Genomic DNA, 15,983 nt, shown 5'->3' with positions numbered 1-15,983 from the left:
GGTGGCCGGGACGGGTTTGAGCCCGTCCGGTCCAGAGAGAGCGCCGGGCCGGCTCGTCCGTGTCCCGCTCTCCGAGGTTCCCTCCATGCTTCATGCTCCGATCCCGGCCGCCGAGGCGGCTTCGCTTCCGCTCGCCCCGTCTGCGCCGCCGGCCGCCGCCATCCTCGCCGCCGCCGAGCGTATCCTCTCCCGGCTCGAACACGGCCGCACCGTCGATGCCGCCATGCTCCGCAGCGCCATGGAGGACGCCTTCGGCGCGTCGGACGCCACCGGCGCGTGGGATTGGAAGATGGCCTATGACGCCTGCGAAGTCGCGACCGTCCTGTTCCTGCGCAAGTTCGGAAAGCCGCTTTTCCGTAAAGCCGCTTCGCCGGGTTCACGCTTGTCGGCGCTGGCCAAGATCGTCGGACTGCTGCCGACGCACACACGCCGGTCTGAGGAGGCGCAGGCCTTCCAGCAGTTCTCGACGCCGGTCCCGCTGGGTCTTGCCGCGCTGACGGCGGCAACATTGTCCTCGGCCGATCGCGTGTTGGAGCCGTCCGCCGGCACCGGGCTGCTCGCCGTCCTCGCCGAGACCGCGGGCGCAGCGCTCATCCTCAACGAGCTGGCCGAAATCCGCGCCGATCTTCTTGACCATCTCTTTCCGGCCGCGTGCGTCACGCGCTTCAACGCGGCCCAGATCGACGACCATCTCGATCCGGCCGCCGTCCCGAGCGTCGTCATCATGAACCCGCCGTTCTCGGTGATGGCGAACGTCACCGGGCGGGTTGCTGACGCTGCCTACCGGCATATCGCCTCAGCCCTTGCCCGGCTTACCGATGGCGGGCGCCTGGTCGCGATCACCGGCGCTAATTTCTCGCCCGAGCTGCCGGCCTGGCGGGACGCCTTCGTGCGCCTGCAGGCACGCGGCCGGGTCGTTTTCACCGCGGCGATCGCGGGTTCGATCTATGCCAAGCATGGCACGACCATCGAAACCCGACTGACCGTCATCGACAAAGCGCCGGCCGAAGATCCCGAGTGCTTTCCCGAGTCTGCCGGGACCGCGCCGGATGTCACGACGCTGCTCGGCTGGATCGACACGCAGCTTCCCGCGCGCCTGCCGGTCGCGATCGCGCGTCCCGCCGCGATGCCGGCCGCCGGGCCTCGCACTGTGCGTGGCTATCTCGCCCGCGCGGCGACGACCCAGGCCGCCCGTCGGATCACCCAGCTCGAAGGCGAGCCGCTCGCCTATGAGACCATCGACTGGTCGCCGCCCAAGAGCGGGCGCCTTTCGGATTCGATCTATGAGGCCTATGCGCTCCAGTCGATCCGCATCCCGGGCGCGCAGCCGCATCCGACCAAGCTGATGCAGTCCGCCGCCATGGCCTCGGTTGCGCCGCCGAAGCCGAGTTACCGGCCGATGCTGCCGGCGCCGATTGTCGCCGTCGGCATCCTGTCCGACGCCCAGCTCGAGACGGTGATCTATGCCGGCGAGGCTCATAGCGAATACCTCGCCGGGTCCTGGGCCGTGGACGAGACCGGCGATCTCGTCACCGCCGCGCCGGACGATGCCCCGAACGCGGTCCGCTTCCGCCGCGGCTTCATGCTCGGCGACGGCACCGGCGCCGGCAAGGGCCGCCAGTCGGCCGGCATCATCCTTGACAACTGGCTCCAGGGTCGCCGCAAAGCCGTCTGGATCTCCAAGTCCGACAAGCTGCTCGAGGATGCCCAGCGCGACTGGTCGGCGCTTGGCATGGAGCGGCTCCTGGTCACGCCGCTCTCACGCTTCCCGCAAGGCACGTCGATCCGGCTGAACGAAGGCGTCCTATTCACCACCTACGCCACGCTACGGTCCGACGACCGCGGAGAGAAGCTTTCGCGGGTCAAGCAGATCGTCGAATGGTTGGGCTCCGATTTCGATGGAGTGATCATTTTCGACGAGAGCCACGCGATGCAGAACGCCGGCGGCGGCAAAGGAGAACGGGGTGACGTGGCGCCGTCGCAGCAGGGCCGTGCGGGCCTCCGGCTCCAGCACGCGCTCCCGAACGCCCGCGTCGTCTATGTCTCGGCGACCGGTGCCACCACCGTCCACAATCTCGCCTATGCCCAGCGCCTCGGCCTGTGGGGCGGAGAGGATTTCCCCTTCGCCAACCGCGCCGAGTTCGTCGAGGCGGTCGACAATGGCGGCGTCGCGGCCATGGAGGTGCTGGCGCGCGATCTGCGCGCGCTCGGCCTCTACACGGCCCGGTCGCTCTCCTATGACGGTGTCGAATACGAGCTCGTCGAGCACCAGCTCACACCCGAGCAGACCCGCATCTACGATGCCTATGCCGGCGCCTTCGCCATCATCCACAATCACCTCGACGCGGCGATGCAGGCCGCGAACATCACCGGCGAGACAGGCACGCTCAACCGGCAGGCGAAGTCGGCTGCACGCTCCGCCTTCGAGAGCGCCAAGCAGCGCTTCTTCGGCCATCTCCTGACCAGCATGAAGACGCCGACGCTGATCCGCTCGATCGAGCAGGACCTGGCCGAAGGCCATTCCGCCGTCATCCAGATCGTCTCGACCGGCGAGGCCCTGATGGAGCGCCGCCTGGCCGAGATCCCGACCGAGGAATGGAACGACGTGCGAGTTGACATCACGCCGCGCGAATATGTGCTGGATTATCTCGCCCATTCCTTTCCGGTGCAGCTCTACGAGCCGTTCTCGGACAGCGAGGGCAATCTGTCCTCGCGTCCGGTCTATCGCGACGGCCAGCCCGTCGAGAGCCGCGAGGCCGTCGCGCGCCGGGACGAGTTGATCGAACGGCTCGCCTCGATGCCACCTGTCCCGGGTGCGCTCGACCAGATCGTCCAGCGCTTCGGCACCGATGTCGTAGCCGAGGTGACCGGGCGATCGCGGCGCGTTGTGCGGAAGGGCGAACGCCTTGTCGTCGAGAACCGCGCGGCTTCTGCCAATCTCGCCGAGGCGGCCGCCTTCATGGATGACGACAAGAGGGTTCTCGTCTTCTCCGACGCCGGCGGCACCGGCCGCAGCTATCACGCCGATCTCGCGGCGAAGAACCAGCGCCTGCGCATTCATTATCTGCTCGAACCGGGCTGGAAGGCCGACGCCGCGATCCAGGGGCTCGGCCGCACCAACCGAACCAACCAGGCGCAGCCGCCGCTCTTCCGGCCGATCGCCACCAACGTGAAGGCCGAGAAGCGCTTCCTCTCGACCATCGCGCGCCGGCTCGACACGCTCGGCGCCATCACGCGCGGCCAGCGCCAGACCGGCGGCCAGGGCCTGTTCCGGCCTGAGGACAATCTCGAATCCCACTATGCGCGCGACGCGCTGCGCCAGCTCTACCTGCTGCTCGTGCGCGGCAAGGTCGAGGGATGCTCGCTCGATCGCTTCGAGACCGCCACCGGCCTCAAGCTGATGGACAACAACGGGCTCAAGGACGAGTTGCCGCCCATCACCACCTTCCTCAATCGGCTGCTGGCGCTGACCATCGAGCTGCAGGGCATCCTGTTCACCGCCTTCGAGCAGCTCCTGACGGCGAAGATCGAGGGCGCGATTCGCAGCGGCCACTACGATGTCGGGCTGGAGACGCTGCAGGCCGAGAGCGTCGTAATCACCGACAGCCAGGTCATCCATATCCATCCCGGCACCAGCGCGGAGACGCGGCTCCTGACCATCACGCGCCGAGAGCGCAATCGCCCGGTCACGCTGGAAGGTGCGCTCGACCATCTCGGCGATCCGCGCGCGCGGCTGCTCGTCAACGGCCGCTCCGGACGCGCCGCGGTGCAGATGCCGGCCCCGTCGATGATGCTCGACGACGGCGAGATCGAACGCCGCGTCTGCCTGATCCGGCCGATGGAGCAGCATTATGCGCCGCTGCGCATGATGGACGAGAGCCATTGGGAGGAAGCCGATCGCGACCGCTTCGCCGCCGCATGGGAGGCCGAGCTTGCCGACATCCCGGAGTTCTCCGACAGCACGATCCACATCGTCGCCGGCCTGCTGCTGCCGATCTGGAAGCGTCTGCCGGACGAGTCGACACGAGTCTACCGGCTCCAGACCGACGCGGGCGAGCGCATCATCGGCCGCCGGGTCTCGCCGGCCTGGGCCGCCAATGCCGCCTCGCAGGAGGCGAGCACGCTGACGCCAGAACATGCGTTCGCCGCGCTGATGGAGGGCGCCACGATCCTCGACCTCGCTGAAGGACTACAGCTTCGCCGCGCCCGCGTCATGAGCGCCTATCGCCTGGAGCTGACCGGCTTCACCGAGGCGATGCGCGATCGGCTGCGGGCCTATGGCCTGTTCAGCGAGATCATCTCCTGGAAGCTGCGCTTCTTCGTGCGGATCGACTCCAGCGGCGTGAGCGTGCTCGCCAAGCTGCTCGACACCTATCCGGTGGCGCGCATCTCCGAGCGGGAGGCCGCGTGATGTCCCGTCACGATGCTTCCGATCTCGCGCAGCGTCTCGGCCGGCAGGCCGAGGCGGTATGCCGGCAGTACCTGTCGAGCGGCAGGCGCGAGGGCCGCTACTGGCTGGTCGGCGACGTGCGCAACACGCCGGGACGCTCGATGTATGTGCGGCTCAAGGACTCGCCCAAGGGGCCGGCCGGCAAATGGACCGACGCCGCGACCGGCGAGCATGGCGATCTCCTCGACGTGATCCGGGAGAGCTGCGGCCTCATTGACTTCAAGGATGTCGCCGACGCGGCGCGGACGTTCCTCAGCATGCCGCCGCCCGAACCGATGCCCGCACACCCGCGTCAGGCCCCGGCGCCGCACGGCTCGCCCGAGGCAGCCCGCCGCCTGTTCGGCATGTCGCAGCCGATCACGGGCACGCTCGTACAGTCGTACTTACGCGAACGCGGCATTACGGATTTACGCGGAACAGGAAGCCTGCGCTTCCACGCGCGCTGCTATTATCGGCCCGACGAGCACCCGCCGACCGAGACCTGGCCGGCGATGATCGCCGCCGTCACCGACCTTAGCGGCAAGATCACCGGGGCGCATCGGACCTGGCTCGACCCACGACGCCGCGACAAGGCGCCGCTCGACACGCCGCGGCGGGCGATGGGCGATCTCCTCGGCAACGCGGTCCGCTTCGGCATCGGTGGCGAAGTCATGGCGGCCGGCGAAGGCATCGAGACCGTGCTGTCGGTCAGGCAGGTCCTACCCGACATGCCGATGCTGGCGGCGCTCTCGGCAGCCCATCTCGCTGCCATCCTGTTCCCGGACACGCTGCGCCGGCTCTACATCCTGCGCGACGACGATCCGGCCGGTGACGGCGCGCGAGACACCCTGGTCGAACGGGCGAACGCGGTCGGGATCGAGGCGATCGTCATCTCGCCGCAGCTCGGAGACTTCAACGAGGATCTCCGCACCCTCGGCCTTGATGCTCTCCGCAGCCAGACGCGGATGCAGATCGGGCCGCAAGACGTAGCGCGCTTCATGGCGCTCGCGGCATAGTCGGCAAGGAGGATGGTGGCGACGGTCGTGGCGTGCCCGTCCGGATGCGCCAAACCGTCTGAGAGAACCGCGCCTCGGCCTTCGAGAGGGCGATCGGCCCACAGTCGGGCCGGCCCGGCAATGGCGGCGGCCGACTATTTTCCGGCGCGGCCTTCGGCCGCTTTCCATCGCGAGGCAAAATAGCCGGCCTTAGCCATCAGGCCCTGCGCTGCGCTCCGGGTGCAGGGCCGTCCCGCCGGTGGGCTTCGTCGCCATGAAGGCCGCGACGGTCGCGGTCTCAACCGACGGAGCATCCCATGGACGACCACGACAACTTCGAACCGCACCACGAATCCTCGCCCACCGACCATGTCCTCAACGAACTGCAGCTTCACGGCTACCGGCCCTTCGCCGACGAACCGGACCGGCGGCTTCTTCCGGACGGCAATGCAGTCGCAGGAGCTGTCGCCGACATCTTCGACGCCCTGATCGTCACGTTGGAGGACACACGCCTCGAACCCGACCTCGACGATCTTCTCTGGTCGACCGTCAACGTCTTCCATCGGGCCGCCGAGCGGATCGCACGCGAGCTCGACGACAATGAGCAAGCCCAGAAGCGCTCGCAACGGGAGCAGGACGGCAGCGAGGTGAAGTCATACGATCTCGAGCGCCTGATCGCCGAGGGCAAGACGCTGATCGAGCGCCAGAACGCCTTCGAGCTGATGCGTGACCAGGCCGCCGAACACTACGAGCGCCAAGTCGGCAAAGCTTGGCTTCCGCGCAGCGGGTCGAAGGTCAACCATCGCAATCTCACCTCGGCGATGATCGACAGCCGCGACTTCCTCACGGCGAAGAAGCGCGCCGAGCAGGAGGTACTCCTGCCTCCCGGCCCGAAGATCGTCGTCACCGGCGGGCTCGACTTCAACGATCACCGGCTCATCTGGGCCAAGCTCGACCAGGTCCACGAAAAGCACCCGGACATGGTGCTCGTTCACGGCAAGTCGCCAAAGGGCGCCGAGAAGATTGCCTCGCTCTGGGCGAGGAACCGCAACGTGCCGCAGATCGGCTTCGCACCTGACTGGACGAAGCACGGCCGGGCCGCGCCCTTCAAGCGCAACGACGAGATGCTGCAGATCGTGCCGAGGGGCGTGATGCATTTTCCTGGCACCGGCATCAACGACAACCTCGCCGACAAGGCGAAGAAGCTCGGCATCCCAGTCTGGAAGTTCGGCGGCGCCTGAGCGCCGCCCATCTCCCTTGCGAACCGCTCGTTCGAACTTGCGAGTTATTAGCCTATTATTACACCGCTATCCGAGGAGACCCGGGATTGGACTGGACGCACATGCTGTTAGATCGAGCGTTCGATTGGATTCCCGTGAAGACTGGAGAATCGAGCGACGCAGTTTATCGACGCAGCGATGGCCTCGCATACGCGAAAATCGCGCCCGCCCACCGATCTGTCGACCTTGCAGGCGAGCGTGATCGACTCGCTTGGCTCAACGGATTGGGGGCCGCCTGTCCGGAAGTCGTTGATTGGCGCGAAACTGAAGATGGCGCCTGCCTGGTGATGACCGCCATTCCCGGCGTGCCAGCGGTCAATCTGCCCGGAACCGATTTGCTCACGGCCTGGCCATCGATCATACGTCAGATTCGAATTCTTCATGACCTACCGGTCGACCAATGCCCTTTCGATCGCAGTTTGACGTTCATGATCAAGCGTGCCGCGGACGTTGTTGCGCGTGACGCGGTGAACCCTGAGTTTCTGTCCGATGAGGACCAAGAAACGCCTGCAAGCGAGCTGTTGGCGCGCGTCGAACGTGAACTACCAACCCGGTTCGATCAGGAGGCCGTTGATAAGGTTGTCTGTCATGGCGACGCCTGCATGCCGAACATCATGATTGACCCGATCGGCTTCCAATGCACCGGCCTGATCGACCTCGGCCGCCTCGGAACTGCAGATCGTTATGCCGATCTCGCGTTACTGGTTGCCAACGCAGGCGAAAGCTGGGTCTCGCGAGAACAAGGGGCTCAGGCTTTCGCTATCCTCTTCGATACGCTCGGAATCGATAAGCCCGACAAGGAGCGGCTCGCGTTCTATCTCCGACTTGATCCGCTTACTTGGGGCTGACCGACGACGTGGCGTTGCGTTCGGGGACCCAACCTCGACTCGGTGACATCGGCCAAGCAGTGCCACCGAGCCGGCACGTCTCCTTTGAGGCTCGCACCGTTCCCGCTTCATTGCGCTGATCCTTGGTCGGACTGATCGCTTGTCGCCATCAACCCATAAAGGGTCGGCTATGCGAGCATGCCGCCACTGCGGCTGCGCCTGCGCGGTGATCGCAGCGGTCAGTCCGACACATCGGGCGCCTGTCAGCGGGGGATGGTCCTCCGCTCAAAACAGGAGCCGGATCGATGTCCCTCAATGACGCACACGCCTTCGCCTTCAGCCTCGCCACCACCCTGATGGCCGCCATCATCATCTTCCAGGCCGGCGACGGCACCCTCTCGGTGATGCCCGCCAGCGAGTATGATGGCGACCTGGCCGCGATCGTCCATGAGATCGATCCGTTCGACCCCTGAGCTGGGCGAACCGACCGGCCGAGCGGAGATCGACGCAGATTTCCGCTCCCGGCGCGGTCCGTCTTGCGCTATATTTCTGGTGCGCCGTGGTGGTGGTGGAAGGCGCGACCGTCAGACCTTGTCCTAACGGAGTCCACCGCCATGTTCATCATCGCAATACTTGCATCCCTTGCAGCAATCGGCCTGCTTTGCTGGCTGCTCTTCACGCTGGCCGTCTTCGCGCTGCCGGCATTCGTCGGTGTGACCGTGGGTGCCTGGGCGCATGGCACCGGTGCCGGCATTCCCGGGGCCATCCTTGTTGGCGCCGTCGCGGCCGCCATCACCCTGGCAGCCGGATATCTGCTGATAGCCTTCGCCCGTCCGATGTGGCTGAAGCTGATCGTGGCTGCCACCTTCGTCGCACCCGCGGCGATCGCCGGCTTTCATGCGACCCATGGCATCGTGAAGCACCTCATGCCGTCAGACGCATGGCAGACCGTATTCTCCGTCATCGGCGCGGCAGCAGTCGGCGTCACCGCCTTCGTGCGGGTCGCGGGAATGGCGGCGGCGCCGGGCGCGTCCGGGCGGGATCTTGCGTGAGCCTGACCTTCGTCATCGCCATTAAGAAGGCCAGACCAGCGGTGGCCGACGACTCCGCGTCGTCTCGGGCTGTTGCGATGGACGTATGCAGCGGATCGCGTCTCGGCGCGGGAAGCGGTGACCGTCGGAGCGCTGCGGCGGCAAGACCATGTCTCGGCCGCATACCGAAAACCTGGCACGGCGATCCCCCCGCGGCGGTCAAGGGCCAGGATTGCAGCAAACTCGGCCTGCCGGGAGGAGACGAAGCCGGTGAGGATCCGGGACGGTCTGCCGGTGCGGGGCGGTCGCCATCTTCTCCGTTGTCTGACCGTGCCAAGACCGCTCCAAACGGCCTCTTCAATGGCCTGATTTGGCCGAAGGCTGGCTGCGCCTCGATCGCCTATGACGCAACAGCCGCGTCGGACTTTCTTCCCCTGCCGGCTGCGCCGCCATTCCTCGCGAAACAAGAAAGTCCTCCTTAGCTGTCAGGCCCCTTCGGGGTGCGCCGTCGATCGCCTCCGGCCTGCCGATCGCCATCGAGGCTGCAATGGTGCGGGCTCGAATACGAGAAACGGAGACTACAATGGCTACCATCGGCACCTTCAAGAAGACCGGCTCGAACGAGTTCACCGGCGAAATCGTCACCCTCAGCGTTCAAGCCAAGAACGTGCGCATCATCCCCGACACACGCGCCACCGGCGAGAACGCCCCCAGCCACCGGGTCCTGGTTGGCCGCGCTGAAATCGGTGCTGCCTGGTCCAAGCGCTCCAATGAGGGCCGCGACTATCTGGGCCTCAAGCTCGACGATCCGAGCTTCAACGCCCCGATCTACGCCAACCTCTTCGACGACGAGGAAGGCGAGACCTTCTCGCTGATCTGGTCCCGCCCCAACGGGCGGCGCGGCGACTGAGGCCCCGCGCAAGGCCCCGGCCGAACAGGCCGGGGCCTTCAGAATAAGAACGACCGAATCAGCTAGCGATGAAACCGCATTAGCGGCTGCCATATAGCCGCTTCCGAGTAGCAAATTGCGCAAAGGACGACTATTATAGTCGTAGTTCTGGCGTGCGCGTAGGTCCGAGTGGGAGGTGATCATGCATGATCACCGCCCGACAATCGCGGGCCGCACGCGCGCTGCTGGGTTGGACGCAGGAGACGCTCGCTGACAAGGCCCGAGTATCACTGACCGCGCTCAAGCGCCTCGAATCTGAAAGCGGACTCGAGGTGTACGAGTCAACGCGGGACGAAGTCAGGCGGGCCTTCGAACGCAGCGGCATTGTCTTCCTCAACTCCGACCAAGGCATGGGAGTGATGCTGGTCAATGCCAAGAAGGAAGGCTGAGGCTTCAGCTGCAAACGAAGCCGCCCTGCCCTCTCCGCACTCGACAATGGCCTCGTTGGCGTGGCCAAAACAGCGTTAACAATTCGCTCCAGAATGGATAGAACTTCCATCAGGGGAATGAAGGTGACCAAGGACGACTTTTTAGATCAGCCGCCTGGCGGCGCTTCGCTGACGGCCTATGATGAGGCCCACGCCAAGCTCTATCTCCGGCTCCTTGATGCGGAAGCGCAGGGCGCGGCTTGGCAGGATGTCGTGGAAGTCCTGTTCGGCCTTAGTGCCAAAGATGAGCCAGAGCGCGCGTCACGGGTCTATGCCGCCCACCTCGCACGGGCGCGATGGATGACTGAACACGGCTTCGGCCAGCTCGTGGGATCGCGGCTGCACTAGCTTAGTGATGCAAAAACCGCATCACGTTGATCCGCCTTCGTTCTTCCCCAGCAAAGTTCAACTTGGAATCGTGGCGACCTTACAACTCGCGTTGAACTGATTGCGGGCAGAGGGTTGGAGGATGTCCCAAGATGAAACCTGGCGGTCCGAGACCGCCTACGACTATATTGAGGCGCTAACGCCAGGCCAGATCGCTTGGGAGTTCTTGCGTCGCAATCCGGAATACAGGAAAGCCTTTCAGGAGTTCGTGTCGAACGGCCGAATATCACAGCAGGATGCTGTCGCCTTCGCCGAACAATGGGGGTTGCGATTTCCCGGCAGAACCACGGCTAACCGCCATCGCGCAGCCGATCTTTTGGACCCCAGAAACCGACCCTGGCGCGATCCTGCTCCAGCCCGGTTCCGCGCCGCTGGGAAGCTTCCGCCTTACCGCTGACGATCTTCGCGTAGGCGCGACAGCCTCGCTCCGCGACACGCAACTCCATGTGGTGCTGCGTGGAGAACATTTCGACGCAAGCCTCGCCGATCCCGACTTCGCCGGGCCGCTTGCGGCCGTGGTGCTGATCGACGACGACACGCCAGACCGGCTCGATATGCTCGCGCGCCTGTGGACGACGGCGCGCGGCCGCCGTGTACCTCCGGACCAACGAATGACGGAGCAACGACGCCAGCGTGCGAAACAGATGTTGCGTGTGGTCGATGCCCGCGACGCAGGTACGACCTATCGGGCTATTGCAGAGGTGATGTTTCCGCAGCACGTACCTGACGCCGCATCCTGGGTCGGAAGCGCAATCCGTGAGACCACTATCCGTCTCGCCCGTGACGGCGTGAAGCTGGTTCGTGGGGGGTACCGGCTGCTGCTTAGACGCCCACGACGGAATCGCTGATACCCGTTCTGGTGTCGATTTTAGCATCCTTACTTCGACATCGTCCGAGGCGCCGTCTTCGCGCCACCGTGCTCGCAACCCGCCGCTCGTTCGCAGCGGCCTCCCGCGAGACCACGGAGGTTCGATCATGGCCGAAAAAGCCGCCAATCTGCCGCCACGCTACCTGAGAACGCAGGAGGCGGCCCGCTTCCTAGGCCTGTCCGAGCGCACCCTCGAAAAGCACCGCACGTATGGAACCGGCCCCACTTACCGCAAGCTCGGTGGCCGCGTCGTCTACTCGGTCGATGACCTCCAGACGTGGGCCGATCGGGGTCTCGTCACCTCGACCTCCGATCCGCGCTGCGGCACCGTGCTTCCGGCCAAGCGCCAAACGTCTTCTCCCGCCACCGTAGGCGGCCGCTTCCCACGCTGAGGCGGCCCGCACATGTCGTCCCGCCACCTCCATCGCGATGAGCGCGCGCAGCTCGATCTCTTCCGGGCGCTGCCCGGCGACCTCGCACCCCGCGATGCGCAGGACCTCATGGCCTACCCCTTCTTCTCGCTGGCCAAGTCGAAGCGCCTGGCGCCGATCGACTTCAGGTCTGGCGCGGTAAAAGTCCGCGTCGAGGCCGTGCCCGAGCACGGCATGGCGACGATCTGGGATGCCGACGTCCTCATCTGGGCGGCCTCGCAGATCGTTGAAGCGCGCGATCTCGGGCTCCGCCCGTCGCGCCTGATGGCGACCACGCCCTACGAAATCCTAAACTTCATCGGCCGCGGCGTCAGCTTGCGCGACTACGACCGTCTGAAGGCGGCGCTCGACAGGCTGCAGTCGACGACGGTGGCGACATCGATCCGTCAGCCGACCGAGCGGCGGATGCACCGCTTCTCCTGGATCAACGAATGGAAGGAACGCGCGGACGCCAGAGGCCGGCCGCTCGGCCTCGAGTTGATCGTGCCGGACTGGTTCTATGCCGCCGTTCTCGACGACGCGCTCGTGCTGACGATCGACCGCGACTATTTCGGTCTAACGGGCGGGCTCGAACGCTGGCTCTACCGCCTGGTGCGCAAGCACGGCGGCAGGCAGGAATTCGGCTGGAGCTTCGACTTCCCGCATCTCCATGCCAAGTCCGGCAGCCTCTCGCCGCTCAAGCACTTCGCCTACGACCTGCGGGACATTGTCCGGCGCCAGCCGCTCCCGGGTTACCGGCTCACCATCGAGCAGTGCCTCGGCGGCCCCGAAATCCTGTCCTTCGCACCCACCGATCCCGACGCGCTCGGCACACCCCGCCGCCGTCGCCGCTCGACAACTCGCATTGGGGATATGCTGTGAATCGCCTCGTGCTATCAGGGACCGGCACTATCGTGCCATCGGGGACCGGACTCTCGTGCTATCGGGGACCGGAATCGCCGAATCCTCGCGCTGAATCAGCAGCTTGCGAGCTCCGTAACTTATCTAACCTAGATTCCTTCGGAATCTTTCTAACGGGACCGGCATTTTCGCGATCCGTGGACAACCGCGCCGTGATGGCACGGAGCGCGCCATGATCGTCGCGCTCCTCAACCAGAAGGGCGGCGTCGGCAAGACGACGCTCGCCCTGCATCTCGCCGGCGAATGGGCGCGCTGCGGAAAGCGCGTCACGCTGATCGACGCTGATCCGCAAGGCTCGGCACTGGACTGGTCGCAGCAGCGCAGCCGGGAAGGGCTGGAGCGCCTGTTCGGCGTCGTCGGCTTGGCGCGCGACACTCTCCACCGCGAGGCGCCCGAGCTTGCCCGCAATGGCGACCACGTCGTCATCGACGGACCGCCGCGCGTCGCCGGCCTCATGCGCTCGGCGCTGCTTGCCGCCGATCTCGTGCTCATCCCGGTGCAGCCGTCGCCGCTCGACGGCTGGGCCTCAGCGGAGATGCTGGCCTTGCTCCGCGAGGCGCGCATCTATCGCCCCCAGCTCGCCGCCCGCTTCGTGCTGAACCGCTGCGCGGCTCGCACTGTGCTCGCACGAGAGACCGCCGAGACGCTGGCGGATCATGACCCGCCGCTGCTGGCGACCACTATCGGCCAACGCATCGTCTTCGCCGATGTCGTGCAGACCGGCCGGCTTGCCGCCGAACAGGATGAGGATTGCCCAGGCGCGCGCGAGATCGCCGCGCTCGCGGCCGAAGTTGCGAGGATCGGCGCATGAGCGAACGGTCCCACAAGCGCAGCTTCGCATCCCGGCCTGCCGATCCGGAGAGCTGGATCAAGGCGCCCGACCGCCAGGTGCAGCGCGTCCTCCCCGCTGAGGACTTCTCGGCCAGGCTGACGATCGACGTCACCGCTGACATGCGTGGCCGGATCAAGATCGCGGCCTTCCAGCGCGGCCAGACGGTCGCAGACATGCTGCGCGCGCTGTTCGAGCGCGAATTCCCACCCCCGTCAGGAGAAGGTCTATGACCGGTCTTGCCACCCGATTCGTGCGCGCCGGCTGCGACGTTCACGCGCCGCCGGAAGATCTCACCCAGGTCGAACTCGTCTGGATCGAGAAGCAGATCGAACACTGGATCCGCTTCGGCCGCCCGGCGCACGAACAGGTCCTCGACCGGCGCCGTCGCATCCTCTTCTTTCCTCCCGGCTCCGTCTTTGCGCTGGTGCGCTGGGCCGCGAACAAGCACGGCACCGTGCTCTCGCGCCTAGACATTCTGCGCGCTGTCGGTCGCGGCGAAACCTGCCAGACGATCCCGACCGTGACGCCCGGCGGCGACATCCTGCTGCGCGTCGATGGCTGGCCGAAAGTGGAGCGCATGCTCCAACTCATCGACACGATCGAGGCCGGCGACATCGATCCGGCGGATGTGTCGTCCGATCACTGGCGGCACGTTCACAACCGCCTTGCCGCCGGCGAGACGCCGCGCGCCTACACGATGCAGCGCCATCGCGCCTTCCTTCTGCGTCGGGAGATCGGCGCATGACCCGGCGCGGTTACGCGATCACCACGACCGGCGCCGTGTCGTTGCTTGGCATCCTGTCGCTCGTCTCCTTCACGCCGAAGCTGATCTGGAATGCGTCGGCCAGCACGCCGGTCGGTCTCTACTCGATCGAACCCGAACGATACCCGCAAGTCACCGATCTGGTCGCCGTGCGTGCGCCGGAGCCGCTTGCCAGCTTCCTCGCCGACGGCGGCTACTTGCCGCGCGGCGTGCCGCTGCTGAAGCACGTCGCCGCGCTTCCCGGCCAGCGTGTGTGCAGGATCGGTCTCGCCATCACCGTCGATGCCGTGCCGATCGGCGACGCGCGCGATCACGATCGCCACGGCGAGCCGCTGCCCGTCTGGCAGGGCTGCCGGGTCGTCGCCGAGGACGAGCTGTTTCTGATGAACTGGCAGGTCCGCGACAGCCTCGACGGTCGCTACTTCGGACCGCTTCCAGCCTCGGCCGTCATCGGTCGGGCCATCCCTCTCTACACCGACGAAGACGGCGATGGCCGCTTCGTCTGGCGCGCGCCGACGCGGTGACGACGCACCCATGCCCAACCTCACCGCACATCCACGGAGGCAATCATGTCCCTGATCGGCCAGTTCACCCGCGACAGTTCCGGCTTCATCGGCCATTTACAAACACTCTTCCTGCACCAGGACATCATCATCGTTCCAGCCGATCCTTCGGACGCCGAGAATGCGCCGGATTTCCGCGTTCACGTCTTCGACGGCATGAACAACGAACCCGGCGCTGAGATCGGCGCAGGCTGGAAGCGCACCGGCGAGAAGGCCGGCGATTACGTTTCGCTGCAGCTCGACGATCCGACCTTCGCCCAGCCGATCCGCGCCAATTTGTTCCAGTCGGCAGATGACAAGTCGGCTTGGGGTCTGCACTGGAACCGCCCGCCCAAGCGCGGCGAGCGGGACTGAGCGATGCCGGCCCGCCGCCATCGCACTGTCGTCGGACGGTTTCCCACCGTCCGGCGTACAGCCTTCCTTCTCCTTTCCGGCCTGCTCGACGCTCTCCCGTCACCCGTTCCGGCCGTAGCGCAGGACGCACCCGTGGAGCGGGCTTCTCCCGCTCATCCCTATGCCGGTCACATCGCTGAGGCAGCGCGTCGGTTCGGCATTCCGGAGGCGTGGATTCGTGCCGTCATGCACGTGGAGAGCCGCGGCGACGTGCGCGCGATCTCGTCGGCCGGCGCGATGGGCCTGATGCAGATCATGCCCACCACCTGGACCGAGCTGCGCGCCCGGTATGGGCTCGGCAACGATCCGTATGACCCGCGCGACAACATCATGGCGGGCGCTGCCTATCTGCGCGAGATGCACGATCGCTACGGTTCACCCGCCTTTCTCGCTGCTTACAATGCCGGTCCCGGCCGCTACGAGGAATATCGCGCGACCGGCCGCCCGTTGTCGGCCGAAACACGCGCATATGTAGCCGTTCTCGCACCCCTCATCGGCGGCGGCGATCTCGCTGCCCCCGCCACTGTAGCGGTTGCCGATCCGCTTGCCTGGACCCGTGCGCCGCTCTTCATCGCACGCGCCGAGCGCAGCACGGGTGCAGATCAACAGCAGCACGACAGCAATCCGCCTGCATCGTCCGCAGAGGCGACCGGGCGCGGTCTGGCGCCAGCAGCGCCGCAAACCGAGGGGCTATTCGTGGTGCGAACCGACAGTGGGCAGCCGCGATGACGCGCTTCGCACCCCATACGACGCTTTCGGGCTCTGGCGTGGATTTGGCGTCGGAGGCGGGAGGAGCAGGCACCGCAACCGCACGATGGCAGGATAAAGGGCCACGATGTGCGGCCTTGTGCGGTTGTGGTTTTTCAACGGGTTATGGCGCGTTTGCGCGATGTGCGCTCGATCGGCG

Annotated in this window: 19 protein-coding genes; all 19 read left to right on the top strand. The window is 66.1% G+C overall.

Annotated features, from left to right (window positions below):
• Positions 1-85: 85 nt before the first annotated feature.
• The 19 genes from ACMGE0_RS11705 (at position 86) to ACMGE0_RS11615 (ending at position 15,805) form a co-directional block, all read left to right on the top strand.
• Positions 86-4,411: a strawberry notch-like NTP hydrolase domain-containing protein gene (locus tag ACMGE0_RS11705; protein ID WP_436816030.1), complete on the top strand. Its 4,326-nt coding sequence runs from the start codon at positions 86-88 to the stop codon at positions 4,409-4,411.
• Entirely contained in the window at positions 4,411-5,445 is a 1,035-nt protein-coding gene (locus ACMGE0_RS11700; protein WP_436816029.1) for a DUF7146 domain-containing protein, read from the top strand. Before ACMGE0_RS11705 ends, ACMGE0_RS11700 begins: the two co-directional genes overlap by 1 nt.
• Before the next feature lie 296 nt (positions 5,446-5,741).
• Positions 5,742-6,665: an SLOG family protein gene (locus tag ACMGE0_RS11695; protein WP_436816028.1), complete on the top strand. Its 924-nt coding sequence runs from the start codon at positions 5,742-5,744 to the stop codon at positions 6,663-6,665.
• A 101-nt stretch (positions 6,666-6,766) separates the two neighbouring features.
• Positions 6,767-7,552, top strand: coding sequence for an APH(3'') family aminoglycoside O-phosphotransferase (locus tag ACMGE0_RS11690; protein WP_436816197.1), 786 nt, complete (start codon positions 6,767-6,769; stop codon positions 7,550-7,552).
• Positions 7,553-7,836: 284 nt separating this feature from the next.
• Complete coding sequence (locus tag ACMGE0_RS11685; RefSeq protein ID WP_436816027.1) at positions 7,837-8,004, top strand: hypothetical protein; 168 nt, start codon at positions 7,837-7,839, stop codon at positions 8,002-8,004.
• A 141-nt stretch (positions 8,005-8,145) separates the two neighbouring features.
• The gene (locus ACMGE0_RS11680; protein ID WP_436816026.1) at positions 8,146-8,583 is read left to right on the top strand and encodes a hypothetical protein; all 438 of its coding nucleotides are present in this window, start codon (positions 8,146-8,148) and stop codon (positions 8,581-8,583) included.
• Positions 8,584-9,145: 562 nt separating this feature from the next.
• Complete coding sequence (locus ACMGE0_RS11675; RefSeq protein ID WP_436816025.1) at positions 9,146-9,472, top strand: DUF736 domain-containing protein; 327 nt, start codon at positions 9,146-9,148, stop codon at positions 9,470-9,472.
• A gap of 185 nt (positions 9,473-9,657) precedes the next feature.
• Entirely contained in the window at positions 9,658-9,900 is a 243-nt protein-coding gene (locus ACMGE0_RS11670) for a helix-turn-helix domain-containing protein (RefSeq protein WP_436816024.1), read from the top strand.
• Positions 9,901-10,017: 117 nt separating this feature from the next.
• Positions 10,018-10,287, top strand: a complete 270-nt coding sequence (locus ACMGE0_RS11665) for a DUF2285 domain-containing protein (RefSeq protein WP_436816023.1) — start codon at positions 10,018-10,020, stop codon at positions 10,285-10,287.
• Between the two features lie 121 nt (positions 10,288-10,408).
• A complete protein-coding gene (locus ACMGE0_RS11660; RefSeq protein WP_436816022.1) occupies positions 10,409-10,723 on the top strand; it encodes a transcriptional regulator domain-containing protein in 315 nt (104 codons plus the stop codon).
• The gene (locus ACMGE0_RS11655) at positions 10,626-11,174 is read left to right on the top strand and encodes a DUF2285 domain-containing protein (protein WP_436816196.1); all 549 of its coding nucleotides are present in this window, start codon (positions 10,626-10,628) and stop codon (positions 11,172-11,174) included. Before ACMGE0_RS11660 ends, ACMGE0_RS11655 begins: the two co-directional genes overlap by 98 nt.
• 127 nt (positions 11,175-11,301) lie before the next feature.
• Positions 11,302-11,586 (top strand): helix-turn-helix transcriptional regulator, encoded by a 285-nt coding sequence (locus ACMGE0_RS11650; protein WP_436816021.1) that lies wholly within the window; start codon positions 11,302-11,304, stop codon positions 11,584-11,586.
• A 12-nt stretch (positions 11,587-11,598) separates the two neighbouring features.
• The gene (locus ACMGE0_RS11645; RefSeq protein ID WP_436816020.1) at positions 11,599-12,486 is read left to right on the top strand and encodes a replication initiator protein A; all 888 of its coding nucleotides are present in this window, start codon (positions 11,599-11,601) and stop codon (positions 12,484-12,486) included.
• 211 nt (positions 12,487-12,697) lie between these two features.
• Positions 12,698-13,336 (top strand): ParA family partition ATPase, encoded by a 639-nt coding sequence (parA, locus tag ACMGE0_RS11640; RefSeq protein WP_436816019.1) that lies wholly within the window; start codon positions 12,698-12,700, stop codon positions 13,334-13,336.
• Entirely contained in the window at positions 13,333-13,587 is a 255-nt protein-coding gene (locus ACMGE0_RS11635) for a hypothetical protein (protein ID WP_436816018.1), read from the top strand. The genes parA and ACMGE0_RS11635 overlap by 4 nt, the downstream gene beginning before the upstream one ends.
• The gene (locus tag ACMGE0_RS11630; protein WP_436816017.1) at positions 13,584-14,102 is read left to right on the top strand and encodes a DUF2840 domain-containing protein; all 519 of its coding nucleotides are present in this window, start codon (positions 13,584-13,586) and stop codon (positions 14,100-14,102) included. Before ACMGE0_RS11635 ends, ACMGE0_RS11630 begins: the two co-directional genes overlap by 4 nt.
• Positions 14,099-14,644 (top strand): S26 family signal peptidase, encoded by a 546-nt coding sequence (locus tag ACMGE0_RS11625; protein ID WP_436816016.1) that lies wholly within the window; start codon positions 14,099-14,101, stop codon positions 14,642-14,644. Before ACMGE0_RS11630 ends, ACMGE0_RS11625 begins: the two co-directional genes overlap by 4 nt.
• A gap of 45 nt (positions 14,645-14,689) precedes the next feature.
• Positions 14,690-15,037, top strand: a complete 348-nt coding sequence (locus tag ACMGE0_RS11620; protein ID WP_436816015.1) for a DUF736 domain-containing protein — start codon at positions 14,690-14,692, stop codon at positions 15,035-15,037.
• Between the two features lie 3 nt (positions 15,038-15,040).
• Positions 15,041-15,805 (top strand): lytic transglycosylase domain-containing protein, encoded by a 765-nt coding sequence (locus ACMGE0_RS11615; protein ID WP_436816014.1) that lies wholly within the window; start codon positions 15,041-15,043, stop codon positions 15,803-15,805.
• The last annotated feature ends 178 nt before the right edge of the window (positions 15,806-15,983 follow it).

This window comes from Neorhizobium descurainiae (genome assembly GCF_051400715.1).
Lineage (GTDB): Bacteria > Pseudomonadota > Alphaproteobacteria > Rhizobiales > Rhizobiaceae > Neorhizobium.
Note: the sequence above shows the minus strand (reverse complement) of the source record. Positions and strands in the feature narration are given on the sequence as shown.